At 39.9% G+C, this 25,541-nt stretch carries 18 protein-coding genes and 1 tRNA gene; 7 read left to right on the top strand and 12 right to left on the bottom strand.

Annotated features, from left to right (window positions below):
* The first annotated feature begins 253 nt into the window (after positions 1–253).
* Entirely contained in the window at positions 254–790 is a 537-nt protein-coding gene (locus tag JWR87_RS04465) for an AraC family transcriptional regulator (RefSeq protein WP_297816095.1), read from the top strand.
* A 1,128-nt stretch (positions 791–1,918) separates the two neighbouring features.
* Here the strand turns inward: JWR87_RS04465 and JWR87_RS04470 are convergent.
* The 5 genes from JWR87_RS04470 to JWR87_RS04490 form a co-directional block, all read right to left on the bottom strand.
* Positions 1,919–3,559: a RagB/SusD family nutrient uptake outer membrane protein gene (locus JWR87_RS04470; RefSeq protein WP_297816097.1), complete on the bottom strand. Its 1,641-nt coding sequence runs from the start codon at positions 3,557–3,559 to the stop codon at positions 1,919–1,921.
* Between the two features lie 39 nt (positions 3,560–3,598).
* Positions 3,599–6,616, bottom strand: coding sequence for a SusC/RagA family TonB-linked outer membrane protein (locus JWR87_RS04475; RefSeq protein ID WP_297816099.1), 3,018 nt, complete (start codon positions 6,614–6,616; stop codon positions 3,599–3,601).
* A gap of 50 nt (positions 6,617–6,666) precedes the next feature.
* Positions 6,667–8,349, bottom strand: coding sequence for a RagB/SusD family nutrient uptake outer membrane protein (locus tag JWR87_RS04480; protein ID WP_297816101.1), 1,683 nt, complete (start codon positions 8,347–8,349; stop codon positions 6,667–6,669).
* Between the two features lie 24 nt (positions 8,350–8,373).
* Positions 8,374–11,559, bottom strand: coding sequence for a TonB-dependent receptor (locus JWR87_RS04485; RefSeq protein ID WP_297816103.1), 3,186 nt, complete (start codon positions 11,557–11,559; stop codon positions 8,374–8,376).
* A 569-nt stretch (positions 11,560–12,128) separates the two neighbouring features.
* A tRNA-Ser gene (locus tag JWR87_RS04490) sits at positions 12,129–12,213 on the bottom strand.
* A 222-nt stretch (positions 12,214–12,435) separates the two neighbouring features.
* Between JWR87_RS04490 and JWR87_RS04495 the strand changes: the two genes are divergently transcribed.
* The 4 genes from JWR87_RS04495 to JWR87_RS04510 all read left to right on the top strand — a co-directional run bounded on the left by JWR87_RS04495 (position 12,436) and on the right by JWR87_RS04510 (position 15,654).
* Complete coding sequence (locus JWR87_RS04495) at positions 12,436–13,335, top strand: aldo/keto reductase (RefSeq protein WP_297816105.1); 900 nt, start codon at positions 12,436–12,438, stop codon at positions 13,333–13,335.
* 643 nt (positions 13,336–13,978) lie between these two features.
* Positions 13,979–14,722, top strand: coding sequence for a ferritin-like domain-containing protein (locus JWR87_RS04500; protein ID WP_297816107.1), 744 nt, complete (start codon positions 13,979–13,981; stop codon positions 14,720–14,722).
* 56 nt (positions 14,723–14,778) lie between these two features.
* On the top strand, positions 14,779–15,384 hold the full coding sequence (gene pncA / locus JWR87_RS04505; protein ID WP_297816109.1) for a bifunctional nicotinamidase/pyrazinamidase: 606 nt from the start codon (positions 14,779–14,781) through the stop codon (positions 15,382–15,384).
* A gap of 60 nt (positions 15,385–15,444) precedes the next feature.
* Positions 15,445–15,654 carry a hypothetical protein gene (locus JWR87_RS04510; protein ID WP_297816111.1) on the top strand — a complete coding sequence of 70 codons (210 nt, stop codon included), beginning with the start codon at positions 15,445–15,447 and terminating at the stop codon, positions 15,652–15,654.
* Between the two features lie 54 nt (positions 15,655–15,708).
* Here the strand turns inward: JWR87_RS04510 and JWR87_RS04515 are convergent, their stop codons facing one another.
* On the bottom strand, positions 15,709–16,149 hold the full coding sequence (locus JWR87_RS04515; protein WP_297816113.1) for a rhodanese-like domain-containing protein: 441 nt from the start codon (positions 16,147–16,149) through the stop codon (positions 15,709–15,711).
* Between the two features lie 250 nt (positions 16,150–16,399).
* Between JWR87_RS04515 and JWR87_RS04520 the strand changes: the two genes are divergently transcribed.
* Positions 16,400–17,377 (top strand): ABC transporter ATP-binding protein, encoded by a 978-nt coding sequence (locus JWR87_RS04520; protein WP_297816115.1) that lies wholly within the window; start codon positions 16,400–16,402, stop codon positions 17,375–17,377.
* A 175-nt stretch (positions 17,378–17,552) separates the two neighbouring features.
* Here JWR87_RS04520 and JWR87_RS04525 read toward each other — a convergent pair whose 3' ends face one another.
* From JWR87_RS04525 to rmuC, 6 genes are all read right to left on the bottom strand, one after another.
* Positions 17,553–18,842 (bottom strand): ATP-binding protein, encoded by a 1,290-nt coding sequence (locus tag JWR87_RS04525; RefSeq protein WP_297816117.1) that lies wholly within the window; start codon positions 18,840–18,842, stop codon positions 17,553–17,555.
* A 6-nt stretch (positions 18,843–18,848) separates the two neighbouring features.
* Complete coding sequence (locus JWR87_RS04530; RefSeq protein ID WP_297816119.1) at positions 18,849–19,166, bottom strand: circadian clock KaiB family protein; 318 nt, start codon at positions 19,164–19,166, stop codon at positions 18,849–18,851.
* 1 nt (position 19,167) lies between these two features.
* Positions 19,168–19,494 (bottom strand): circadian clock KaiB family protein, encoded by a 327-nt coding sequence (locus JWR87_RS04535; protein WP_297816121.1) that lies wholly within the window; start codon positions 19,492–19,494, stop codon positions 19,168–19,170.
* Entirely contained in the window at positions 19,466–21,172 is a 1,707-nt protein-coding gene (kaiC, locus tag JWR87_RS04540) for a circadian clock protein KaiC (protein ID WP_297816123.1), read from the bottom strand. Before kaiC ends, JWR87_RS04535 begins: the two co-directional genes overlap by 29 nt.
* A gap of 365 nt (positions 21,173–21,537) precedes the next feature.
* Positions 21,538–22,518: a nucleoside hydrolase gene (locus JWR87_RS04545; protein WP_297816125.1), complete on the bottom strand. Its 981-nt coding sequence runs from the start codon at positions 22,516–22,518 to the stop codon at positions 21,538–21,540.
* Between the two features lie 179 nt (positions 22,519–22,697).
* Positions 22,698–24,149, bottom strand: a complete 1,452-nt coding sequence (gene rmuC, locus JWR87_RS04550) for a DNA recombination protein RmuC (protein WP_297816127.1) — start codon at positions 24,147–24,149, stop codon at positions 22,698–22,700.
* 1,005 nt (positions 24,150–25,154) lie between these two features.
* On the opposite strand from rmuC, the gene crcB reads away from it, so the two are divergent.
* On the top strand, positions 25,155–25,535 hold the full coding sequence (gene crcB / locus JWR87_RS04555) for a fluoride efflux transporter CrcB (protein ID WP_297816129.1): 381 nt from the start codon (positions 25,155–25,157) through the stop codon (positions 25,533–25,535).
* The last annotated feature ends 6 nt before the right edge of the window (positions 25,536–25,541 follow it).

Consider the following 25,541-nt stretch of genomic DNA (forward strand, 5'->3'; position numbering starts at 1 on the left):
TCAATAGCAGATTTTGAAATAATAATAACTGCAGGGTACTAGCAACGATGAAAAATATGACACTTTTTACGCTTATAAAACATTCGCAACTTTTGCTAGTAATAGAAAATATGTTTCACTATATTCACAGTAAGAAAAGAAAGTCTTTTTCTAAGCATATCAGGCTTTTTTACTTTAATCGCTCCCCCAATATTCTTTCCCGTTCGTGCTTGCCATTTGATTACAAATCTTATTTGTAACAAAAACCGAACATATGAAAATCTTTATCGGAAATATGATTTGCCCTTGCTGCATCGAGGTTGTGAGGCTTTTATTACAAAAAATGGAAATTGCTTATGTTTCTATAGAAGCAGGCATAGTTGAATTAAAAGAAACTGTAAGTACAGAACAACTCCTTCTACTAGGTCGTGAATTGAAGAAATATGACCTGGAATTATCAGTCGATCTGCATATAATACTGACAGAAAAAATTAAAAAATTAATAATAGAATTAGTTTACTACAACCGAGAGCAATTACCCACAAACTTATCTGACTATTTAAGTCAGAAATTAAATTACAATTATAGATACTTGTCAAATCTCTTTAAGTTACAAGAAGGAGAAACAATTGAACATTTTTTTATCGAGAATAAAATACATCGGGCCAAAGAATTATTAACGTTTGGATATTTGTCTCTCAATCAAACAGCTGATATGCTTAATTATAGTAGTATAGCCTATTTATCCAAACAGTTTAAAAAAGTGACCGGACAAAGTCCTTCTTTTTTTAAGAAGGCTTTCTTTAAATAATGGTAAATTGAGTAGAAAAAGGTGCTTTTGCTTAATTGACATATAACCGTCATTAAAAATGAAAATTTAATTTTTAGTCTTTAGCTCCTTAAAATGCATTTTGCAAAAATTCTAAATCTCCTTATCGTCATCAATAATAATATTTGCACATTAATTCTTGTTCAGGGTAGTGTTGTTTATAGTACCGTAGATTTAAGAAATTCCTCTTAAAAGAGATTGTGTTTAGAGTTATTGTTTTCCTATAAAGGTGTTATCCTTCAGGCAGTATATTTTTAAATTAAGATTTAGTTTAAGCAATGTGGATGTAGAAAAATTCTAACGCCAATTTGTATCTCAGTTGATTGATATACTACAGTTTTATTATGCAACATGCTCTGTGAAGCTGGTAAACAAAAAGGCAAGCAGAAAAGCAGCTAATATAATGTACTTCCCAACCATTTATTGAACAACATTGACAGCCTTATTGCAACTGCAAGAAGCAATAACGGCGCTACTACTTTAGGCGTTCAAGACTTTAGCCAGGTAAGAAAAGATTAGGTAAAGAACAGGCTGATGTAATAATAAATATTACGGCAAATATTATAGGCGGACAAGTAACCCGAGATACAGCTAAACAGTCGTCAGAAAGGTTTGAGAAGATTATGCAGGAAAAAGCGATGTTTTCTATTAACAGTTCAGACACTTCAGTTAGCCATTCTAAATAATTAAAATCCACTATTCCGCCTTCCAAAATTCCCGCTTTAAGTTTTGCAGAATTTGTGGGTATGGCTGCTAATGATCATTCTGAAATGATAGAGAGAAAAGCCTTCTAGTGCCAGATTTTAAACGACCATGAAGCATTGAAAAACAAACAGGATAGGTATAAGAAAATACCTATTGCACTAAGTTTGATAGGTAATAATACAAAAACTATACAAAGCATAAAGGTAGCAGACCGTGAAGCGAACGTTGCTATAATGTGTACGCTAGTTGAACGAATAGTGATCGAGCACAAAGCAAAACCGGTTAACGTAATTGTATCAGAATCATTGAGATCGCTCGCATTGAAAAGGACAGGTTGAAATGCAAAAAAAGCACTTCCAAAGGAAGTTTTGCAAGGCATTGCAAAACTAAATCTCTTCTGTTTTTCTACCAGGACGGATTTTGAACAAGTTTGGTCGCCCGGGTTAATTCACTTTGCGGAAAAGGAAATCGGTAATTCTTTTCTGAAAAAATCCTGCTTTCTACCGTAAATACCTCGTAGGTTAGTACAGTCCCGTTTTTGGTTATACGCATACCTGAAACCGGTTTATTTAAAAATTCCTCACCCTTTTTCCAACGTCTTACATCAAAAAAGCGGTGTTCCTCAAAACAAAGCTCCACGCGTCTTTCATTCTGTATCCGCAAACGCATCTGGTCTTTACTTAGACCGGCCGGTAGGGCTGGCATTCCTGCCCGTGTTCTTAAAAGGTTGATATTGGTATAGACCTCTGCAATTGGTCCCTGTGCCTCATTTAGCGCCTCTGCATAATTTAGCAACACTTCCGCATACCTAAAATGAACCCATGGCCTTCTAACATTACTGGCTGAGTTAACTGCCCAGTTTGCCGCATCATAAAGAAACTTTCGCATGTAATATCCCGTTTTAGTAGTATTTACATTAGAAATTACATTGTCTTTACCCCCAACAAAGGTTTCAACGATTTTTGGTGATTTAAAAATCGCCCCGTTCACCATAATAAATAGATTCAACCTTGGATCCCTATTGGCATAAGGATTATTTCTGTCATAACCGGATGTAGCATCGGTAATTGGCTTACCTGTTGTTCGCATTTCAAAAGCATCCACTAATTCTTGTGTGGGATTAGTTCTGCCGCGGGCTCCGTCGTAACTAATCGGGCCGTTTGCGCTTTCAATGTTATTTACATTGTCCGCTACAGACGCAAATATCACCTCGTTGTTGTATGCGTTTGTTGTATAATTCCAGATGTTAGCATGTTGTGCTGTAACCAGTAAGGAATGTTTGTTTAAGCTAATGACTGCTTTAGCTGCATCTGCGGCTTGTTGCCATTTTGTAACATCCCCTGTTGGATTATTTAAAGGGCTTGCAGCATACAATAACGTTCTTGCTTTAAGCGCAAGGGCAGCTGTTTGTGTTGCTCTTCCTTTATCCGTAGCTGATTGATCGGATAGTGATGGCAGGAGGGTCGTGGCGGCCGAGTCGCAGTCGGACGTGATTTGATTTACAACTTCTTCAAACGTATTTTTTGGGATGTCCAATTCTTGTGTAGGAGAAAATGCACGATTTGCAATTATGATTGCTCCATATCTTTTAAATAGCTCGAAGTGATAATAAGCCCTCAAAAAGAAAGCCTCACCACGCAACGACGGAATAGCACTCACCGGTACAATACTACTTGTAGCACTTTTCTCGAGGAAGAGGTTTGTTCTTCTAATATAGTTATACATGTTAGTATACTGATCATCCAGGGTGCGAAGTGGTCCCCATGTTCCGTTATTGAAAATATTTATGGTTGACCCCTGGTTTGAATTAACCGCCTCGTCAGAAGCTGATGCGAGTAAAGCTCCGTCGGTAAGATCATACCTACGAAGTATTCCCAGATAAGCGTTGTTTAAAAAACCCCTTGCGAGCCTGTCGGAAGTCCAAACATCCTTCTCCTTTACTCCACCATCGGTGTAATCAAAGCTCAGGTAGTCCTTCTTACAGCTTGCAAGCAAAACAACGGTACAACATATACCTACCAAAGATTTTATGCTAATCGTACTCATATATAAGTTCTAAAATTTAGTCGACATTAATTTTATCAATTAAAACGTTGCCCGTAAACCGAAGCTGTATGTTTTTAGATAAGGATAAGCATCTCCACTACCTGCTGATGGAATTTCAGGGTCTACATCGATATCTAGTTTTGTAAAGGTCAGTAGATTTGAACCGCCGATATAAAACCTCATCTTCTTCATGTGAAATCTACTTAATACCTTTTGTGGTAGTGAAACCCCGGCTTCAATATATTTTAGACGGAGATAATCGCCGGACCTTCTCCAGAAATCCGACCCGGCTGTATTATTTCCACGATCAGTTAAACCAACCCTAGGATATTTTGCAGTTTCCGCGGTTGCGGGAGTCCAACGTTTTAATGTTTCCTCGTTAAACGAGAAAGGGCCACTGTTCACCAAACCTTGTATATCTATTGTTTTTCCTTTGACCCCTTGCCAGTAGGTTGAGAAGTCAAAAATTTTAAAATTCACTGCAGTTCCAAAACCGTAGTAAATATTAGGGAGATCTCTTTTGTTCACTCTTATCCGGTCGAAATTATCAATAATGCCATCCGGCTTTCCTGTAATGCCTCCAATATCTTTGTATTTTATATCCCCTGGAATTATTCTCCCAAAAAAGCTTTGACTTGGACTTGCAGTAATTTCAGCCTGGTCCTTAAATAATCCATCTGAAACAAATAACAGGGAAGACCCAGCTATATTACCAATAGTTTTTTGGTAATCAGGTATCCCATTCTGGCCGTTTTGAGCAATTACTTTATCATCAGAAAATAAAATATTACCGTTTACCGATACATCGAATCGACCCACTTTCTTGGTATAATCCATCCCGAGTTCAATCCCTCTGCTGTCTACTTGTCCCTCGTTTACCGTACCTAGAGCTTGCCCGAGAATATTAGGAATGACAGCATCGGTAAGTATACCCGTCCTGCTTGATTTATAAACATCGCCTGTAAGCGAAAGAGAATTGCGGAACAATCTTATCTCTATGCCAGCATTAACCGTTTCAAATGTTTCCCAGGTAATTTCAGGGTTACCGAGGCTGCTTTCATTTGCAGAAGGGGTAGCCGAAAAACCGGTGCCAAAGGTGTAACCTCCACCTCCTGTATTACGAGCATAAAAACTTTCAAAAGGGAAGCGGTTTCCACCAATATTACTACTACCTGCTTTGCCTGCAGATGCTCTTAGTTTGAGATAGGTAAGCAAGTTACTAGTCTTTAAAAAATCTTCTTCTGTAACTACCCAGCCTGCAGATACAGCAGGAAAAAATCCATAGCGCTTGTGTGGTGGAAAGTTTTCAGAACCTGAATAGCTTGTTACCAGTCCCACGTAATACTTGTCTTTATATCCATAATCTACTCTGCCTGAAACTCCCTGGCCCCTAAAGTCGAGTCTTTCTGGTGAGGCATCTACATATCTTTGCCCAAGAACAGTAGCTTTTAAACTGTGGTTTCCAAATGTCCGATCATAATCGAAGCCCGTCCAGAATTCATTCCTTCTGTTATTGTTGGTAAAGGCAGCACTACGATACCCTAAAGGTGTTTTAGTTCGGAACAATTGTGTGGGGGAAGTGTTGAAATCATAAATTTCGTAATCTCGGTTCAACCCCGCAGAATAAGTGCCGGATACATCATGGCTATAATAAACAATTGCAGATAATCCCTTTGTTAGAAAATCGAGCTTTTGTTTTGCATTTAATGAGGCTAAAAGCACTCGGTCTACAACAGTGTTGTACCCCCTGTCTTTAAGCATACCTAAAGGGTTATTGCGAAAATCGGTTGTTCCACCATACGTTCCGTTTTCATTTCGAATTGGAAATGCATTGGGGGGAGTGTTATAAAGAGCACTTAAAAAAGGGTTGGCATTATCTCCCGGGTTTAACCGATTTTCTGACCGCCCGCCGGAATTTAGGGTAATAGTTAGGTTTTTGTTTACATTAAAATCAATGTTACCTCTGAAATTAAAACGTGTAAAGCCGGTGTTTGAATTAAAGTCGTTTGATTTGGCGCCTTTGAACAAACCACCCTGATCAAAATAACTAAGCAATACAAAGTAACGGAGTGTGCTATTACCCCCGTCGGCGGATAGTACATAACGTTGAACGGAGGAGGTTTTGTTTAAAAAGTCTCCTACAAAATTGTTAGTAGGATATTTATACTGGTTACTGCCGGTTTGGTATGCGGCAAGAGCCACATTATCATAAACAGGGGTAGCATTATCATTCAGTCGCGCCTCATTGTATAAACTTGCAAACTGGTACGAACTCAGTGGTTTAATAATTTTTTCAACCTGCTGTACACCTCCTTGTATGTCAAGACTTATACTTGATCTTGTGGCGCTCCCTTTTCTAGTAGTAACCAAAACTACTCCATGACCGGCTCTTAGTCCGTACCACGCCAGAGCAGCCGCATCTTTTAATACCGTGACACTTTCAATCTCATTTAAATCCATATCCTGAAAGTCTCTTTGCACGCCATCCACCAATATCCTGGCAGCAGAACTTCCATAAGAAGAACGCCCTCTTACAAAAATGTTTGCGTTATCATTTCCAGGTCGGTTGTCCGTTTGTTGTATGTATAAACCCGGAATTCTGCCCGAGAACGAATTAATCAGGTTCGCCATTGGAATTTGCGGAAGATTAGCGGTGTTATAAGAACTTATAGAAGAAGTTATTTCTCGTTTCTTTCGCACACCAAAAGGGATTTCAATATCGTCATCTTCGCCCGCATCAATTAGCGCAACATCTAATTCAATATTGAGATCTGCAAAAGAACTTAGTTCAAGCTGCTTTGTGTGAAACCCGGTTTTTTTTATAATAATTATATCCTTCGATTCAGCTTTGATCGTAAACTTTCCAGTTTTGTCGGTAAATAAAACAGTATTCTTCTCCTGAACGGCAATACTTGCATTTTCAACAGGCTTCTTACTTTTATCAGTTACAAACCCAGTAAATTGTTTTAGAGGTATAGCCGTTTCCTGTGCAAAAATTGAAGCGTGTAAAAGCACGAAAGACAACACCATTATAGTATGCTCGTAAAATTTTCTCATATAAGTTATCGTCTATTTATTAAGATTACTCTTCAATTAATGTTTGTGTATTATTCCCACCCCGGGTTTTGTTTAAGAACACCATTGCTTTTATCTATTTCGGCTCTTGGTATTGGGTAATTAAACATGCGGTCACTGAATTCCCGTTGGTACAAAGCAGGGAGCGGAACAACATTATAAGTAAACCCGGTAGCTGTTTTAGTAACGTTTATGGCATTAACGACAGCCTTAATGGTTTCACCATCACGCCACCTTAACAGATCCCACCACCGCATTTCTTCAAAAGCAAATTCCACCGCTCTTTCGTTTCGAATGCGCTTACGCATTTGATCTTTTGTTAAGCCTGCAGGAAGATTGGGCATTCCTGCGCGTGTCCGTACTTGATTGGCGTAAGTGTATACATCTGCAACAGGACCGTCGGCTTCATTAAGGGCTTCGGCATAGTTTAACAACACCTCTGCGTAGCGGAAAAATATAAAGTTCACTATTCCGGTAGCGGTAGAGTTTCCTCTGATGGCTTCAGGCCACAATCGCTTGCAATAATACCGGGTGCGGGTTGTACTGTTAGAGGCGGGCACGTAGTCGACTCCTCCGTCATACATCTGTATTTTTCTTCCTTGCCAGGTCATGTCGTTATAAATAATATTATTATAGAAACGAAGGTCCCTGTTAACATAGGGAGCTTGCGGGTTATAGCCAGAAGTAGCGTCAGTAATAGGCTTTCCATTACTCATTTCATATAAGTCAACGTGGTTCTGAGTAGGATTCAAAAGACCTTGTGCTCCACCTGAGCTGGGAGGCATTATGAAATCACTTAGCATACCACCTAACGAACGGGGACCCCTTACCTTAATCATAATGTACTCAGGAGAGGTACTCACGTTTAGCAAGGTAGTATAGGTAGGGTGTAGCGAATACTTATTCATGCTGATAATCCCCTTGGCAGCATCTGCAGCTTTCTTCCATTTTGCCGCAGTACCGGCAGGATTTTGGTTAGGACTAGCATCAAGCATTAAAAGACGAAGCCGAAGAGCTTTAACTGCTCCGCCTGTAGCCCGTCCATAATTTCTTGCATCCCAATCCGTATCCGGAGCATAAACCCTTCCGGAAGGCAGATCAAATGTGACTGTTGAAAATAACGTCTCAGCGGCCGCAAGATCTTTTAATATAAAATTTACCGTTTCATCATAAGTGTTTCTTGGCAAGTCAAGGTTGTCGGTTAGCGCTGGAGCTTTGTCAAGCAGAATGACACCCCCAAAACGTTTAACCAGTTCAAAGTAGAACATCCCTCTTAAAAAAAGCATTTGTGCCTTTATCAGTTGAGGACTTTGTAAAGTTGACCACGGAACACTATCGACTTTTGACAGCATTACGTTCACATTGCGAATACCCTGGTACATCCTGTTGTAAATGGAGACTACATCCGTAGCTGAAGGGTCCAGGAATTTACCAGAGGTCATAACTGCAACAAATGGATAGGAGTCAGAGGCGCCGGAAGAAATTGCTTCATCACAAAACTGACCTGTAGTTCCTTTATATCCCTGGCTCATGCGGCCGAATTCATCAATCATATAATTGTATGAATTGTCAGCAAAGCGCGACGCGAGTACGGGGTCGCCAAACACGTTTTCGCGGGTTATGGGGGCACCTGGGTCACGCTGTAAAAAATCTTTTTTGCAGCCCGTAATTCCTACAAAAGCCATACATAAAAAAGAAAGAAAAAAATATTTCATCACTATAAATTGAAGTGTTTAGCCCTAGAATTGAATGTTCAAGCCGAAGTTGTAGATTTTTGTTACGGGATAGCTAAAGGCAGGATTGTTGAAAGCTCCCTGGTCGTTAAGCAGCGACGTATTAATTGCATTTTCAGGATCAAGTCCTACGAATTTTGTCCATGTCGCTAAGTTCTGTCCGTTGAAGTAAGCGCGTATACTTTCTATACCTGCTTTTTTACTGAGCTTTGAAGGAACCAGGAAGGATACTTCTATATTTCTTAGTTTGAGATACGAAGAATTCTGCAGCAGGAACGAATTTGTTACATAGCTTGGGTTACCACCCGTTGCGCCGGTTCGCATAACCGGCCATGTTGCATTAGTAGGATTTTCGGGAGTCCAACGGTCAAACATTTGAGCATAATATTGGTTACGGCCGTTCCCGTCTAATTGCACGTTAGAGCTTACTTTATCAGCTCCTTGCAATAACGCGGACAGCGTAATGCTTCTCCAGCTAATGCTTGGTTCTATACCAAACACGTTTTGAGGCACATCGGCATAGCCAATAGCAACTCTATCCTGATCATCTATAACTCCGTCTGCATTTGTATCATTATATTTCAAATCACCCGGAATTACCTGGGTACCTACTCTGCTTACCGGACTTTTGTTGATTTCATCAAGTGACTGGTAAAAGCCGATGACCTGGTATCCCCGATATTGGCCAATTGGTAGCCCGCTGTTTTTCAAATCTGCTGCAAGATTTAGCGGTTCATCAGTTTTAACTATCTTATTCTTTGCATGGGTGTATTGAAGATTAAGACTAAATTTCCAATCCTTTGTATTCACTCTGTAACTAACCTCCGCTTCGTACCCGCTATTGTAGTTTTCGCCGTAATTGCTGAGAGGACGTGTTTCACCATAAATATTTGGTGAAGAATTATTCCGGGATAAGAGTATATCATATCGCTTTTCATCAAACACATCCACATTAACCGACAACTTACTTTTAAACCAAGAGGTTTCAATTCCAATATTTCTCTTGATCGATTTTTCCCAGCTCACAAAGGGATTGCCAGGCTTGCTGTGCCAAACCACAGGATTATTAACAATAGAATTTGGATTTCCAAATTGCACCTGGCTGTTAGGGTTGGTAATCCCTCCTCCTACACCTACGGTACCTCCGCCGTTTGAATATTCATCAAGGTAAATAAACCGAGTACCACCAACATTTCCATAACCAATAAGCCCATATGAACCACGTATTTTCATGTAATTCAAAACCTTCACGCTTTTCATGAACTTTTCTTCGGTTAGTGTCCATCCTGCAGAAACTGCCGGAAATAATCCGTAACGCTCGCTTTTCGGATAGTTTTCGGAGCCGTTGTAAGAACCGTTGATTTCAAAGAAGTATTTGCTCTTGTAATTATAGGTCATTCTTAGCACCAATCCTTCGTTCGCAAAAGGAGCCTGAGCTCCTTCAGCACCCCTTAACTCCCTCTGGCCAACAAATACCCCTGAAACAGCATGCTGACCGAACTGCCGCGTATAATTAAGCGCGGCCTGTATATTAGTTTTTACGTAACCGGAGCGACCGGTACCTGGAGCATTCAGGGCATCTTCAAAAGTAGCCCTGCTAACCGTTAATTCTTTAGTACTCTTATCAAGCGTATAGCTTGTGAAAGATCCCGTTTGTAATCTTGCCCCGCTGATATACGCGTCATACGCAAAAGTGATTTTTGCGCTCAAACCGTTAACGACGCTGTTTAACTTCTGGTCAAGTACAAAGACGCTTTCCAAGGCATTATTATCTGTATTAACATAACCACTGCGCTTTAGAATTCCATAAGGGTTAAAAGTGTTTACCCCAAGTGTGCCTATATCTTCAATCTGGTTATAAGTTTCATCAAGCAATCTCATTTCCGGTGTTGTAGGATTGGTGTATTCAGGAAAGAAAGGAAGGCCCCACGCGGGGATAGCAGTTATCCTGCTTACAAGACCGGCTACTCCACTTCTTTGCCTGTTAAACAAGTTGCCCTGGCCAGCGTTTCCGACCGGAGAATACCTGTTTTCAAGTCGACCAGCCATTCGAAGACTTAATACGGTACTACTTGTGAGAGTAAAATCAAGATTCGAACGGAAGTTGTAGCGTGTGTATGAAGGTGTAGTTTTATAACCCGACGGTGTCTTGAAATCTTTCAACATACCATCTTCAAAAAGGTATCCTACTGAAACAAAATATTTTGTAAGTCGTGAGCCTCCTGTAAAATTAAGATTATGCTGGTTGCGCGACCATGCGGGTCTCGTAAGCGCTTTATACCAATTTACGTTCGGATATATTAACGGATCTCCTGTTCCCTCTTTATAAATTTGAAGGTCCTGTGCTGTAAATAGTTTTTTATAGCCTGCAGGTACAAGGTTGTACTTAATTAAATTTTCTTCCGCTTCGTTATGAAGAAAAGCGCTACGATAAGCGTCGAGGAATTCAGGTAATTCAGTGGGCTTTACTACACCAACATTACCTGAATAAGACACTTTTGCTTTTCCGGCTTTCCCGGTTTTAGTGGTAATAATAATAACACCATTAGCTCCTTTAATACCAAACAAAGCCGTTGACGAAGCATCTTTAAGAACGCTGATAGCCTCAATTTCGTTGGGGTCAATATCACCGAAACCCTGTCTTTCAACACCGTCCACTATTATTAACGCTGCCGAATTTGCAGAAGCACGCCCGCGGATAAAAATATCTGATCCGTTATCCCCAGGCAATCCTGATCGTTGTTGCGCAAACAAGCCTGGAACCCTTCCTACGAGTGAATTAGTGGCATCAGACACAGGCGACTTTACTATATCTTTTCCTGAAACAGTACTGATGGCAGCTGTTTGCTCCTTTTTCTTTTGAGTGCCGTAGCCTATAACAATTACTTCGCTTAACTTATTATTAGCAGGTGTGAGCTGCACGAAAAGATTATTGCTTTTTGCTACTACCACTTCCTTAGTATCATAACCTACAGAACTAAAAACTAATGTAGAACCGGGCGTTGTGTTGATGGAAAAATTACCCGCTTCGTTTGTAGAAGTGCCTGTTCGGGTTCCTTTAATATTGATAGAAACTCCAACTAACGACCCACTATCGGAAGAAGCAACTCTTCCAGTTATATAGCGGGTTTGTGCAGAAACGGTAAAAAAAAATAATATGAATACAACTGAAAGGAGTTGAAATCTCATCATGACAAGCAAATTTGATTTTAAATGTATGCTATATAATTCGGTACAAAAAAATTAACGAGTAATTGTTAAAACGCTCTCAATCAACTTATTTGTAATGTGTTTTGGACGGGGTATTTTAAAAACAACGTGCTACTGATAGGTTACAAATGAATGCTGGAGTTCGTGGGAAACAAATAAACCTTGTTTGAGTAGATGCATGGGCCCAGATAATCGTACAGGGTAGGAAGGGGATATTTATGAACAGTGCGAAACGCTGCCAGATGAACCCACCCATTTCCTTTGCCGGAAAAATCAGTCCGAATAATACCTGAAGGGCGAAAGTTGTTAGTAAAGTAGGTCAACTGGATATGGCAGGAACATATCAGCTAAAATTTAAGGGAGACAAAAGAAAAGGTCAACCCGAAAGGGTTTCAGCGAAATTAGGCGCACCAAGATTATCAACAATTGTAGGTGAACCAAATTAGTCGCCAGAAGCTTGAGTTTACCTGATACGATTTGAAGGAGAAAAGCAACAAAAAAGCCCGTAAAATTTGCATTTACGGGCTTATGTTACTCTTGATGATTGTCTGCGGAGAGTTAGGGATTCGAACCCCAGGACCTGTTACAGTCAACAGTTTTCAAGACTGCCGCAATCGACCGCTCTGCCAACTCTCCGGCGCAAAAGTACGGGTTGAGTTATAACTACAAAAAAAACTTTTCATTTTTTTTGTTTTTCTTCGGTGCATGTAGAACAATTCTTATACGACCTTATGTTATCAGCGAAGGAGTTTAAACCTGATTTGATCGAATTGCCGGCAGGTAAGCTTGTTTCAATTATCATTAGATCTCTACTTAGGTTGGCAGAGATTTAGCAGAAAAACCGTTTAAAAACTATTAATGAAATATAAACAATTAGGGAAGTCTGACCTTACAATAAGTGCTATTGGTTTCGGATGCATGTCTTTACAATTAGACGAAAGGGAGAATGAAAAAATCATACACAAGGCAGTAGATTTCGGTATCAACTTTTTTGATACTGCAGATTTATATGATAAAGGCATGAATGAGATGTTCGTTGGTAAGGCGTTACAAGGAAAACGGGACAAGGTTATCATAGCGACAAAAGTTGGCAACCAGTGGAGAAAGGACGGCAGCGGTTGGGATTGGAACCCAAAAAAAGATTATATACTTTCCTGTGCAGAACAAAGCCTGAAGAGATTGCAAACAGACTATATAGACTTATACCAGTTGCACGGAGGAACAATCGATGACCCAATAGAAGAAACAATAGATGCTTTTGAGATTTTGAAAAAACAAGGCAAAATCCGTCATTACGGCATCTCTTCTATCAGGCCCAACGTCATAAAGAAATATGTAAGCCTTTCAAACATTGTAAGTGTGATGATGCAGTATAGTTTATTGGATCGTCGACCTGAAGAAGTTTGTTTGCCCCTGCTGCAGAAGCACCAAATAGGGGTGTTGGCAAGAGGCAGTGTGGCAAATGGTCTATTGGTAAATAAGCCGGCGAAAAGCTATCTTAATTACGATGAACACGAAGTGCGTAAGGCTGCTAAAAACGTAAAAGACATGTCAACACAAGATCGAAGTGCTGCCCAAACGGCAATACAATTTGTATCAGGTAATTCAGCTATTACTTCGGCAGTTGTAGGAATTCGAACCTTAGAGCAGTTGAAAGAAGCGGCAGAAGCCATCTCAGCAACTCAACTTAGTACAACGGAAAGAGAAGAACTAACCAAATTAATAGCAGTGAACTACTACACTGATCATCGCGAATGACTTATTATAATTCGTTGTAAGGATATCCTTTCTGTAAAATATTTCCACAAGGTCCTTTTTTCAACTTTTAACGACTCATTCATTTCGCCTTAATGTTGGCGTTGAGGCGCTGCGACCATATGGGCAATTCTCTTTGCCGGTAATTCTATTCTTAACATAAACGCCGGGCTTATAGAAATTCCAGGTAAAGGAAACGGTTCATTTGATAAGCACTACATTCGTTACGGTGAAAGCTAGCGGAAGTAATTCGGACACGAACGCCTCAGGAACGACAATAAAAATTCGACCCGTCGTTTCACCCTGCTGTCCAGACTTTTTTTATACTACAAGTAAATTCAATTGAAGTGAACAACAGTTTATTAGATGTGACGCTTGAAAAATTATACAAGTATCGGATTGAAGATGTTTTTTAAAATAAGCTGCGGTAAGATTTGCCGACGAACGAAATGCGACGCAACGATGAATAAACAAAGAACAAGTGCTTGTAACATAAAAATTTTTATAATCTATTGTAGCCCTTGTACAGAGTAAGTGCAGCGCACCACTAACTTAACTATTTGTGCAGCAGTAGTTTTGCAAGGGCAATGTTTTTAAATCAATTTTCACGAGGTATAGTTTTTTCTGTTATGAACATAAAATTTTTATGGAAAAAATGAACGATTTAAAAGCTTTATTAGCACATGAAGTGCAGGATCTTATTTCGGTAGAAGACCAGATAATCGAAGCGATGCCGGCAATGATTGCAAAGGCACAAAATGGTGAATTAAAAAAAGCACTCGAGCAACATTTGTCGGTAACAGAAAAACAAAGAACGAGGCTGGATGAAGTTCAGAAGCTAGTTAATGGAGGAGCAAGCGAAGAAAACAAAGGATTTTTGTCAGGCTTATTTGGAGCCATAACCGGCGGAGAAAAGTGTAAAGGAATGGAAGGAATCATAAGTGAAGGCGAAAAAATTATGCGCGCCGACATGGATGTGGATGTGAAAGATGCAGCAATAATAGCCTGCGCTCAAAAAATAGAGCACTATGAAATATGCGGTTACGGTACTGCCCGAGCTTATGCAATGGAACTTGGCCTGAAAGAAGCTGAGAGTCTGCTACGCCAAACATTAGACGAAGAATACTTCGCCGATAACTTGCTGACCAGGCTTGCCTACTCAGGTATAAACGAGGATGCAGAAACTACAGATGAAACAAAAGCAGGTGGCGCCGCTGCAAAAAGTAATAACGCGCCTAAAAAAGCAGCGGCAAAAAAGAAAGTTGAACCAAAAAAGGCTGCTACTCCTAACATTAACAAAGCGGCAGCAAAAGCTGAAAACGGCAAAGCTGCAAGTAAGAAAGTGGCGGCAAAAACCTCGGCGCCTAAAAAGGCAAGTGGTAAAAAATAACATCGGCTGCTATCTACAATGAAGATAATTTGCTCCAAAGGAAGTCATTAATACCTATGAAGGCTTTACTCTTGATTGACATACAAAATGATTTTATGCCTGGCGGGGCACTGGCAGTTCCGGGTGGAGATGAAATTGTTGCTATAGTAAACCAGCTGCAACTTCGGTTTGAACTGGTTGTCGCAACGCAAGACTGGCATCCGCAAAATCATAAGAGCTTTGCAGTAAACCATGCAGGAAAACAAGTTTTTGAAGAAATTGATCTAAACGGATTGAACCAGGTTTTGTGGCCAATACACTGTGTGCAGGGAACGAAGGGAGCTGAGTTTTCGAAAAACCTGTTAATGAATAAAGTGGAGGCTATTTTTAGAAAAGGTACAGATAGTGAAATTGATAGCTATAGCGGGTTTTATGACAACGGACATCGCAAGTCTACTGCACTTACAGAATATTTAAAAGGCAAGCAGGTAACTGAAGTATATATTGCTGGCCTTGCCGCTGACTACTGCGTTTATTACACAGCCAAAGACGCTTTGGAAGAAGGCTTTAAAACTTACATAGTCGAAGATGCCGTAAGAGCGATTAACCAGGATGGATTCAAAAAAGCAAAAGAAGATATAACAAACAACGGGGCAATAATAATCGACAGCACTTCTCTCTGATAGCACCCCTCCTATCAGTGGCATAAAAATTTAATCTTCTTTATTTTAAAAATACAGATTATGCCACTAAATAATGAAACCCCTAAAGTCAGAAACAATCCTCACCCAACGCCTACAGATGAAGCCGTTATTGCCGCACATGAACAGGCAGATAAAGATATAGACCTCGATCCTGATTTAACTCCAACTCCGAGTCCATTAGACGATCTTGACGAGGGAGAAACTGCCCGTTATGGAGACGAGGCACCGAAAGATGATGATGAAAAATAACTATCACCCCACGCAATGTGGGGCTTTTTGTTTTTGTTTTTTTTATAAATCAACTCACCCTTTAGTCGGATAACCTTTGTCTATCCAATCAGTTTTAATATTCTTTGGCAGGTTGAGTAGCTGGTAGTTGGTAAATTTCATTTCTTTCAGGGCATCTATAGCAGGCCTAACATTAGGGCAATGTTCAAAAGGGCAACAGCCGCAATAGACCACAACTTGTGTTTCTTTCGATAAACCACTTAACTCCTTTTTTAGCTTATCCATATTTTCTTTGTCCTTTCCCATTCCTATGTCAATCGAATGAGGAATAGGCGCCCCCGGTCCCACGCTAAATATTACAGGCACTTCTTTATTGGCTGTGATTTTTTGGGCCAGTTCTGCTGGTTGAATCAGTTGCTTGCTTGTCCAATTTTCAGGGTTCTGGGCGAATGTTTTTTCCATCGAGAAAAAAGCTAACAACACAAAGAAGAAGGTGAAAGGCTTACGTTTTTTCATGTTCAATAAGTTAATTTACCAGCTAAAGTAAAAGGTAATTTTAGATAAAGATCGAGATTGCCAAAGACTTTAACTAATTCAGCAACTATTAGAACAACTCTTTTTTGATGCCGCCATCTTGCTACTATTAAACATTTTTGCGTCGCACTCTTGTACAGTTTCTTCTTTACTCGCCAAAATACCCACATCACTAATTAATTTCCTGCCACTATAAAACCTTTTACTTTTGTCGCAAGACTCAAAAGTAAAAATGGATCTATTACGTGTATCAGGAATAAATAAGCGATCGGAAGGTTTTGCATTAAATAATATCAGCTTCAATTTAAAAAGAGGGCAGAAACTTTCTATTGCCGGAGAGACAGGTTCGGGGAAAAGTACATTATTGAAAATCATAGCAGGGTTGGTTCAGCCCGAATCGGGGTCGATAGAATTTGAGAATGAAAAGGTTTTAGGCCCCGAAGAGAAATTAATACCAGGGCACCCCCGCATTGCTTATTTATCTCAACATTTTGAACTGCGAAATAATTATAAGGTTGAAGAGTTGTTGGATATGGCGAATAAATTGCCTGTTGATGAAGCTGAAACGATTTACGAAGTGTGCCAGATCGAACACCTTTTAAAACGCAAGACGTCAGAACTATCAGGCGGCGAAAAACAACGTATTGCAACAGCCAAGCTATTGATAACTTCTCCAAAGCTGCTATTGCTCGACGAGCCCTACTCTAACCTTGACATGGGGCACAAGAAGATCCTGAAGTCCGTTATCAATGACATCACTAAAAAGCTCTCTATTACCTGTATCATGGTTTCACATGACCCACCTGAAACCCTATCTTGGGCAGACGAGATTATGATAATGGAAGCTGGACATATCATCCAGGCAGGAACACCGGAGGAGGTTTACAGAAAACCACACAGTAAGTACGTGGCAAGCCTTTTTGGTGATTATAACATAATCCGCCACCAGGAGGCAACCCGTATGGGTGCCTCAACAGAGAACATAATTGGCAAAAATATTTTTACGAGACCAGAGGATTATAAAATTGTACAACATGAAGAGCAAGCCGTTATTGGCGAAGTTGAAAAAATCTGTTTTTTAGGTAGCTATTATCAAATAGAAGTTAGCATTGATGAAACCTTAATTACAGTAAATGCATGTGAATGTACAGTTGCAAAGGGAGACCTGGTATATCTTTCGCTTCAACTGAATGAGCCCTGGTATCTTTAAAAGTATACTAAATCCAAACCTAAGAAAACTGTGTATATAGTATCGAAACGTTTAGATAATGGTTAAACAAGAACGTTTCGAACCGAAGGAATCAATAAGCTTACCATTGCTAAAGTTTATGGTTCAAAACCTGCGCCCACAATTGTACCGGCTTTAGGAGACTTAAAACTAAAAGCTATAATACATGTTGCTGTCTCATCGGTAGTACAATAATAAAGTTCGAACCTTTGCCTTCGGTGCTTTTTGCAATAATACTACCGTTATGCTTTTCTATAATCCTTTTGGTAATAGCGAGCCCAATTCCTGTGCCTTCGTATTTATCTTTTGTGTGTAGCCTTTTAAATAGGGTAAAGACGTTCGACATATATTTCTCATCGAAGCCAATACCGTTGTCTTTTATATTTATGCAGGCGTAGGGGCCTGCTGTGTCTGGCGAACTATCATAAACACTATCACAAATCCTCGAAGCGGAAATGGTTATAATGGGACTAACGCCAGGCCTTGAAAACTTCAATGCATTACTAATAACGTTTTGAAATACCTGCCTTATTTGTCCAGGGTTTACTTCTATAACCGGAATCTCTTCAATAGTTATCGTAGCTTTCTTTTCTTCAATTATTAATTCAAAATCTTTCAACAACTCTGCAATCAGCAGTTTTAAATCTGTAAGCTCAAACTTATTGTCTTTATCCGATAAACGCGAGAATGAAAGAATATCGTGTATAAGCACCCTCATTCTTTCTGATGAACTAATGATTTTTTGCAAGTAAGTACCCGCAGAAGCCGAAAACTGGGCAGCATGTTTTTCCTTTAAAAGATTTGAGTAAATCTGAATTTTACGCAATGGTTCCTGCAAATCATGGGAAGCTACAGAAGCAAATTGTTGAAGATCGTGGTTGCTGATTTCGAGAGCGTGGTTAATCTCTTCGAGTTGTTGATTATTTAGCTTCAATTGTCTCTGCGTCTCTTTTTGCTCTGTGAGATCTGTGAGAATAATGCTTAATGATACACCTTCGTCCAATTCGAGGGTTGTAAAGGATAGTTGAAATTCTACGTATCGCTGCTGATTAATTAAAGAAATTTCGCCCTTGCAATCCTGCCCCCAACCCCTTTTAAAAAGTGCATTGAACTGATCAACAAAAGCCGGAGCAATGAAATTAGAGAACGGAAGGCCGAGCACTTTTGACATCGGCAGGTTCAACATTGAGGCAAATTGGGTGTTGCTGTAAACAATAATTCCCTCGCGGTTTAAGGTAACTGCTCCCTCATTCATCTTTTCGATGAAGAGGCGATAAGTTTGGTCGGCTGTTTTTAAAGTATACAATTCGTGCCCCTTTTCTCCAAGTACCACAAGCGCATCAACCCGGCCGGTCCTAATGGCATCAATTGTATCGTTTGCCTCCTCAAGCTGCTGACGCAGATCTGTTACTTCATTTAAAAGTTCTTCGTAAGTTTTTGCTTTCATCTGCAACTATACATTGATACCTAAACCCCGAAGAACCCTGTTTGTATCAGACATGTCGCCAATAAGTCTTCTCTCGGGTAAAGGCAATGTTTTAATAAGAAGGGGTAGCGCGATTAGTTGTTTCGTTTCAGCTATGTCCTTTTGTTGGTACACATCAATAATGTCCAAAGTATATCTTCCTTTAATATGGGTTTCGCAAATTTGTTTCAAATTGGTTATAGCCCTTACAGAATTGGAAGAAGCTCCAATAACATATAAGCGAAGTACAAACTCTATTTGTTCTTCATTATTTTTTTCTAACTCTTCGGGTTCTTCGCTGGCCATACTATTGTTTTGCAGGACGGATGTTCAAGCCAACCAAAACCTTTTCTTCATTAGATAGGTCGCCTATTATTTTACGTATCGGTTCAGGAACTTTTTTTACTAATGTGGGTATAGCAAATATCTGGTCACCTTCAGCTAATTGAGGTTGTACCAGCAAGTCTATGACCTCAATAACATATTTACCTTTCAGATGCTCTTCACACAATTTATTGAGGTTACTTATTGCCGCTACCGATTTAGATGTTTTACCGGCCACATATAACCTTAATTCGTATTTTTCTTCGTTCATCGACTCCGTTTTACTTTCCGGATCCGTTACTATTTCCATCATGCCTTTTTTTAATTAATTCTTCGCGATTCTTTTCCATTACCTCTTTTCTCAATTCTTCTTCTATATAGCTTTTATTCAGCTCATCAGTCACTGATTCAAATTCTTCTTTCAGACTTTCTATTTTAGCCTGCAACACATTTCTCTTCCTTTCTATTTCCTTGTCCTTTCTTGTTACTGCATGTGTTCGCAATACAACCCCTGTTTCCTCCATCAATTGTTGAGCCTCCCTTGCAGATCCTGTTAAAACGCCTTCAGGTCCCAGGTAAACATCAACCAGTTGTACCCCGTCGTCGGAGATTACAAATTCACGCACCTGGTTAGAATGACGCATTCCCCTAGATTTCATAATATACATTCCGCGGTTTCTCTCGCCGTTATTTTCAATATCCCGTACCAGTAGCCACGCATCTACCAGGGATGATACGCCTTCGTCCGTTTGTTCGTTAACAACGGTATTTAAGGTTAATGCTGTAAACATTACGGTAACCTGTTCTGCCTGTAAAAAATCTATCAGCCTTATCAACATTCCTTTTACTTCGCTTACAGACCCCACAGTAATCAGGTTCGTTATGGGATCAAGTATGATGGCGGACGGCTTAAATCTTTTAACCATTTTATGAATAGTCAAAAGGTGCATCTCCAGGCCATTTAAAGTTGGTCTCGACGCATTGAATTGAAGGTATCCATTATCAATATGCTGTTGTAGATCGATACCAATGGAACGCATATTCCTTATAATCTGCTGCGGCGATTCTTCGAAGGCAAAGTAAAGGCACCGTTCTTTTCGCTTACTGGTTTCATTAGCGAAATATGCAGCAATACTGGTCTTTCCTGTACCAGCAGTACCAGATACCAGAATACTGCTTCCCCTAAAGAAACCACGCCCTTCTAGCATTTGGTCCAGCGACTCTACGCCAGATGAAACTCTTTCCGAAGAAACAGGATGTTCAAGTCTAAGCGCAGTAATAGGCAATACTGAAATTCCCTGCTCATCTATTAAAAATGGGTATTCATTAGTTCCATGAACTGATCCCCTATATTTCACAATTCTTAAAAGCCTGGTTGAGATCTGGTTAATAACGCGATGATCCAATAAAATTACACAGTCAGAAACATACTCTTCAAGTCCCTGCCTTGTAAGGAAACCTTCACCTTTTTCGCCGGTGATGATAGCCGTAACACCTTTTTCTTTAAGCCATTGAAACAATCTTCGCAGCTCTGCACGCAATATTGCCATGTTTGATAAGCCTGTAAACAAGTTCTCAATCGTATCCAACACAACGCGTTTTGCTTTTATGCTGTCAATAGCATACCCGAGTCTTATAAACAGTCCATCCAAATCATACTCGCCCGTTTCTTCTATTTCGCTTCGCTCAACATGTACGTAATCCACTTTAATTTTTTTATCCCTTTGTAGCCTGTCAAGGTCAAAACCCAGCGATGCAACGTTTATAGCTAATTCCTCTGCTTTCTCTTCAAAAGCCATAAAAACACCTGGCTCATCAAATTCTAACGCACCTTTCACAATAAACTCAAGCGAAAACAATGTTTTTCCGCACCCTGCCGCACCACAAATAAGGGTAGGTCTGCCAGTAGGTAGCCCTCCACCTGTTATTTCATCTAACCCGGCTATTCCACTTCGTGTTTTGGAAAGAGACTTTTTAAGTTGTTCCATATTTTCTTTTAGGTAAAACATTTATTTAACTTGTAGCCACTGGCAACATAAAAAATATCATGCCTTTACTGCCCCCGTACTTGATGTGAAATAGGTTTGCAACTTAAATTAAGGTGGCAAGTATAAATAAAACCGACGTCTTCAACCAAGTTTCTCTACACAATAGCTGCTATTTCTCTTTTGGAATATTTTCTGGTTACCAGCACAAGTTTTTCATTGTCATCATTGTTGCGTCGCACACTTGTACCTGCAGAATTAAAATCAGCACAAGTATTACTTACTTGTAATGACAGTAATAAAGACCATCTAAATTTGTGAGAAGGGAATTGCTTCGTTCTTGAAATGGAGGAAGCATAATGCCGGCATTACCTCTTTGGCTGATGCATCATCAATATATCTATCAACTCTTGCACCTCTGAAGCTGGCCTGTCTTCTACCAGGTAGAAATGATTACCGCCCTTATCGTTCCATGTATTGCTTCCCTTTTCCGTTACCTCAATAGTTCCGGCCACTAATTTATAGTAAGGTTTATAACCGGCTATAGCTACAAGTACTGCTGTCTCATCCCAGCTCATCCTTCCTGCTTTGTCCTGCGGATCAAGGGGAATACTAATGCGGAATACATCTTTTACAGGACTGTTTCGGATAGTACTGTTATTTATCAGCGGCAACCCTGTTTTTATTTTTTGGCCTATTTCCCAACCGCTAAAAATGATAGGGGTACTCCAGTTTTCAAACACATATTTTCCTGAAGCGGCATCCTGGTCAATATTAAATTCGCTTCCCGAAGGAAAGCGGCCTGCCATACTAACCAATGATTTCACTTTTTTTGCTACCAGTTGCATTCCCGTCAGCGGTGAATATTTATCAGGCCGGGACTTAAGCAGATTAGCCAGGTTAGTCAGGAAACCAACAGTAACGACCGTCACACTTTTGTCGGGTTGCTTTGCTAATACTTTCCGATATACCTCAACAGCATCAGGAACATCATTATTATTTTTCATGGCATGGGGATACTTGCTAATCAAAGTATCCGTCCAATGTTGAAAGTCTTTTTTTGTTAGTGCCGATCCCTTCGGAACTCCAATAGGCAAACCCGGCCTTTTGAAGTAAGTATTGAAAACGTTTATTACTGCAGCCACTCCCTCATATTTTGTACTGGCTACTGTTGCCAAAATTTTAGCCTTGCCCTCATCTGCAAAAGCGTGTAACAACGCAATAGCGCCTGCATCGTCATAATCGGGCCCCATATCAGTGTCAAAAATTACAGGGACAGCTTTCTTGCCTTGCGCATGCATAACAGAAGCAGAAAGTAACAATGCATTTAGTAGAATAATCTTTATCATATAGAGTGGGGTTTAAGCAATTTTAGCACACCTCAAATTACTGAAAGTTACCATTGAAGCAACTGGAACATCACAATGCTATTTTGTAAGTATAATTGGTAATTCATGATATTTTAAAGATCATTTTATGGCTACTACCTATAGATCTAAAAGCAATTAAAAATCTTTTGATAATATTTCTACTCCTCCTCATCCGCTAACAGTTCTCCATTAGTCAATTCGGGCAAAATAATTTTTACCTGTTCATCACTTAACGTATCTACACCTTTCAGTCTTTTTTGGATAGCTCTTGTTCGTACACCTGCTACATTTTCAAGTTGATCTAATCCGGTTTGTATGTTTCTCTGGGCTTTTTCGAGTAAGCCGCTAAAATTGCCAAACTCAGTTTTTACTGCGCTCAACAATTGCCATACTTCCCCGCTTCGTTTTTCTATAGCTAACGTACGAAAGCCCATTTGTAAACTGCTTAAGAAGGCAGAAAGAGTGGTAGGACCGGCGATGTTTATTTTACATTCTGTCCGTATGCTTTCAAATAGCCCCGGGGTTCGCAGCACTTCAGCATATAAACTTTCAAACGGCAGAAACAAAATAGCGAAGTCTGTTGTATTGGGAGGATCAATATAGCGACCGCAAATATCGCTTGCACATTTTTTTATCCCTCTTACAAAAGCTTTACGGCTTTCTTCAATCTGCTCAACGTCGCCTATTTCATAAGCCTGCATCAGCCATTCAAAATCTTCTTTGGGAAACTTTGAGTCAATGGGCAGCCATAAAGTTTTGTCTTTGTTGCCCGGAAGTTTTACAGCAAACTCTACCAATGCGTTGCTACCTTCTTTTGTTTTTACATTCTTGGCGAATTGATCAGGGGTTAGTGTTTGTTCAAGAAGGTTTTCTAATTGGTATTCGCCTAGTAGACCACGAGTTTTTACATTGCCAAGTACACGTTTAAGATCGCCTACACCTGTTGCCAGTTGTTGCATGTCTCCAAGACCTTTGTGTACGGCTTCGAGTCTTTCGCTTACCAGTTTGAATGACTCTCCCAAGCGTGTTTCAAGTGTCTGCTGTAATTTTTCGTCTACCGTTATTCTTATTTGTTCCAGCTTTTGTTCGTTGCCTTGTTGAAGTTCGGCAATCTTCTTTTCAAGAGTCAAACGCATGCTATCAAGACGGTTACTGGTATCGTTGTTTTGTTCGCTCTGTTTGTTTAGAAGCGCATAAAAGTTGTCTTTTTGTAGCGCGTTCAATTCTTGAATGGATAGGGCAAGGTCTTTTTTAAAAGTGTCAAGGGCTTGTTTTATCTCGGTTCGGGTTTCTTTTACATTGCTATTATTGGCTTCACTGAAAGCTGTGAGTTTATGATCGATAGTATTGGTGAGATGATTTAATTTTTCTTCAAAAGAAATAAGGGACGATGCAAGTTCTCTTCGGGCAAGGGCAGCATTGTCAAAAGTCTCTTTTCGGTTAGAAGCAATTTCTGTTTTTACAGATGCTTCTACCCTTTGCATTTCAAGCCCTAGCGAGTCTAGTTTATAGGGAAAGCCGGCGTCTTTGTTGTTGGTTGCGCGGGATGACATAATAAGGTTGATAACGAGCAGCAGAATAATGATCGCCAGAAGGATGTAAATAATCATGAAGCAATTTAACCGCTTACAATTGAATAATGAACAGGATAATGGTTGCTTTGAGTTTTGCTGCCATTTTGCTTTGGATAGAACTCCCCGGTGTTGTATAAAAACCACTATGGGACGTTAAAAACAAACGAACCGTCGAACATTCTACCAACAAAATGTTCCGCTGGAACATTTACATGTGGTACCAGGAACATGCGTACACACTTTAGGTACAAGAACCACCGTATAGAGTCATCTTGCTTTAATGTCCCGTAGGGACATGTGGTAGGTAGAGGAAAGGTTGTTGTGCTTACGTGATATAGGGAACGTTTGGTGCAGAATGAAATACATATCAAATCACCAGGCGTCCCAAATGGGACGTTAAAAACAAACGAACCGTCAAACATTCTACCAACAAAATGTTCCGCTGGAACATTTACATGTGGTACCAGGAACATGCGAGCACACTTTAGGTACAAGAACCACCGCATAGACTCATCTTGCTTTAATGTCCCGTAGGGACATGTGGTAGGTAGAGGAAAGGTTGTTGTGTGGACGTGATATAGGGAAAGTTTGGTGCAGAATGAAATACATATCAAATCACCAGGCGTCCCAAATGGGACGTTAAAACCAACGAGCCGTCAAACATCTACCAACAAATTGTTCCGCTGGAACATTTAGATGTGGTACCAGGAAGATACGTACACGCTGTAGATACAAAAACCACCGTATAAATACATCTTGCTTTAATGTCCCGTAGGGACATGTGGTAGGTAGAGGAAAGGTTGTTGTGTGGACGTGATATCGGTACAAGTGTGCGACGCAACAATGATGATTTGAAAAACAAATGCCGGTAACAAAAAAAAACAACCCAGCGCAAAGATCAAAAATGAAAACCGTTGCTTCTACCAGAGGCAATACCGTAGCATTTCAATAAGCGTTATTTGTAAACCTCTATATTTGATTAACAAAAAGAGCTAACGGTTGCAAGATAACTTTGAGCATTCGTTGTAGTGGTAGTAATTGATGAAAACAAACCTTATTTTAATTGGCTTAGGTGGTGCGCTTGGCAGTATATTAAGATACCTGACTTCATTGTACGTAGCAAGGCACTTTTCTACTATGATTTTTCCCTATGGCACTTTTGCAGTTAATGTAATTGGTTGTATAATTATTGGGATAATTTATGGAATGTCTGAAAGATTTCAGTGGCTGACTCCTACCCTACGATTATTTCTGGTGACAGGCTTTTGCGGAGGATTTACAACTTTTTCCGCTTTTGCATATGAGAATTTGCAGCTACTACAAGGTTCAAACTTTACCGGGTTTGCGCTTTATTCTATTTTAAGTTTCATTGTCTGCATTGCCGCAGTTTATGCAGGACTACTATTAGTAAAGAGCATTTAAATTGAG

It is taken from the genome of Segetibacter sp., assembly GCF_025963695.1.
Lineage (GTDB): Bacteria > Bacteroidota > Bacteroidia > Chitinophagales > Chitinophagaceae > Segetibacter.

Coding starts and splice junctions, on each gene's coding strand:
- JWR87_RS04465 (WP_297816095.1), top strand. CDS start 254: ATGAAAATCTTTATCGGAAATATGATTTGCCCTTGCTGCATCGAGGTT.
- JWR87_RS04470 (WP_297816097.1), bottom strand. CDS start 3,559: ATGAGTACGATTAGCATAAAATCTTTGGTAGGTATATGTTGTACCGTT.
- JWR87_RS04475 (WP_297816099.1), bottom strand. CDS start 6,616: ATGAGAAAATTTTACGAGCATACTATAATGGTGTTGTCTTTCGTGCTT.
- JWR87_RS04480 (WP_297816101.1), bottom strand. CDS start 8,349: ATGAAATATTTTTTTCTTTCTTTTTTATGTATGGCTTTTGTAGGAATT.
- JWR87_RS04485 (WP_297816103.1), bottom strand. CDS start 11,559: ATGATGAGATTTCAACTCCTTTCAGTTGTATTCATATTATTTTTTTTT.
- JWR87_RS04495 (WP_297816105.1), top strand. CDS start 12,436: ATGAAATATAAACAATTAGGGAAGTCTGACCTTACAATAAGTGCTATT.
- JWR87_RS04500 (WP_297816107.1), top strand. CDS start 13,979: ATGGAAAAAATGAACGATTTAAAAGCTTTATTAGCACATGAAGTGCAG.
- pncA (WP_297816109.1), top strand. CDS start 14,779: ATGAAGGCTTTACTCTTGATTGACATACAAAATGATTTTATGCCTGGC.
- JWR87_RS04510 (WP_297816111.1), top strand. CDS start 15,445: ATGCCACTAAATAATGAAACCCCTAAAGTCAGAAACAATCCTCACCCA.
- JWR87_RS04515 (WP_297816113.1), bottom strand. CDS start 16,149: ATGAAAAAACGTAAGCCTTTCACCTTCTTCTTTGTGTTGTTAGCTTTT.
- JWR87_RS04520 (WP_297816115.1), top strand. CDS start 16,400: ATGGATCTATTACGTGTATCAGGAATAAATAAGCGATCGGAAGGTTTT.
- JWR87_RS04525 (WP_297816117.1), bottom strand. CDS start 18,842: ATGAAAGCAAAAACTTACGAAGAACTTTTAAATGAAGTAACAGATCTG.
- JWR87_RS04530 (WP_297816119.1), bottom strand. CDS start 19,166: ATGGCCAGCGAAGAACCCGAAGAGTTAGAAAAAAATAATGAAGAACAA.
- JWR87_RS04535 (WP_297816121.1), bottom strand. CDS start 19,494: ATGGAAATAGTAACGGATCCGGAAAGTAAAACGGAGTCGATGAACGAA.
- kaiC (WP_297816123.1), bottom strand. CDS start 21,172: ATGGAACAACTTAAAAAGTCTCTTTCCAAAACACGAAGTGGAATAGCC.
- JWR87_RS04545 (WP_297816125.1), bottom strand. CDS start 22,518: ATGATAAAGATTATTCTACTAAATGCATTGTTACTTTCTGCTTCTGTT.
- rmuC (WP_297816127.1), bottom strand. CDS start 24,149: ATGATTATTTACATCCTTCTGGCGATCATTATTCTGCTGCTCGTTATC.
- crcB (WP_297816129.1), top strand. CDS start 25,155: ATGAAAACAAACCTTATTTTAATTGGCTTAGGTGGTGCGCTTGGCAGT.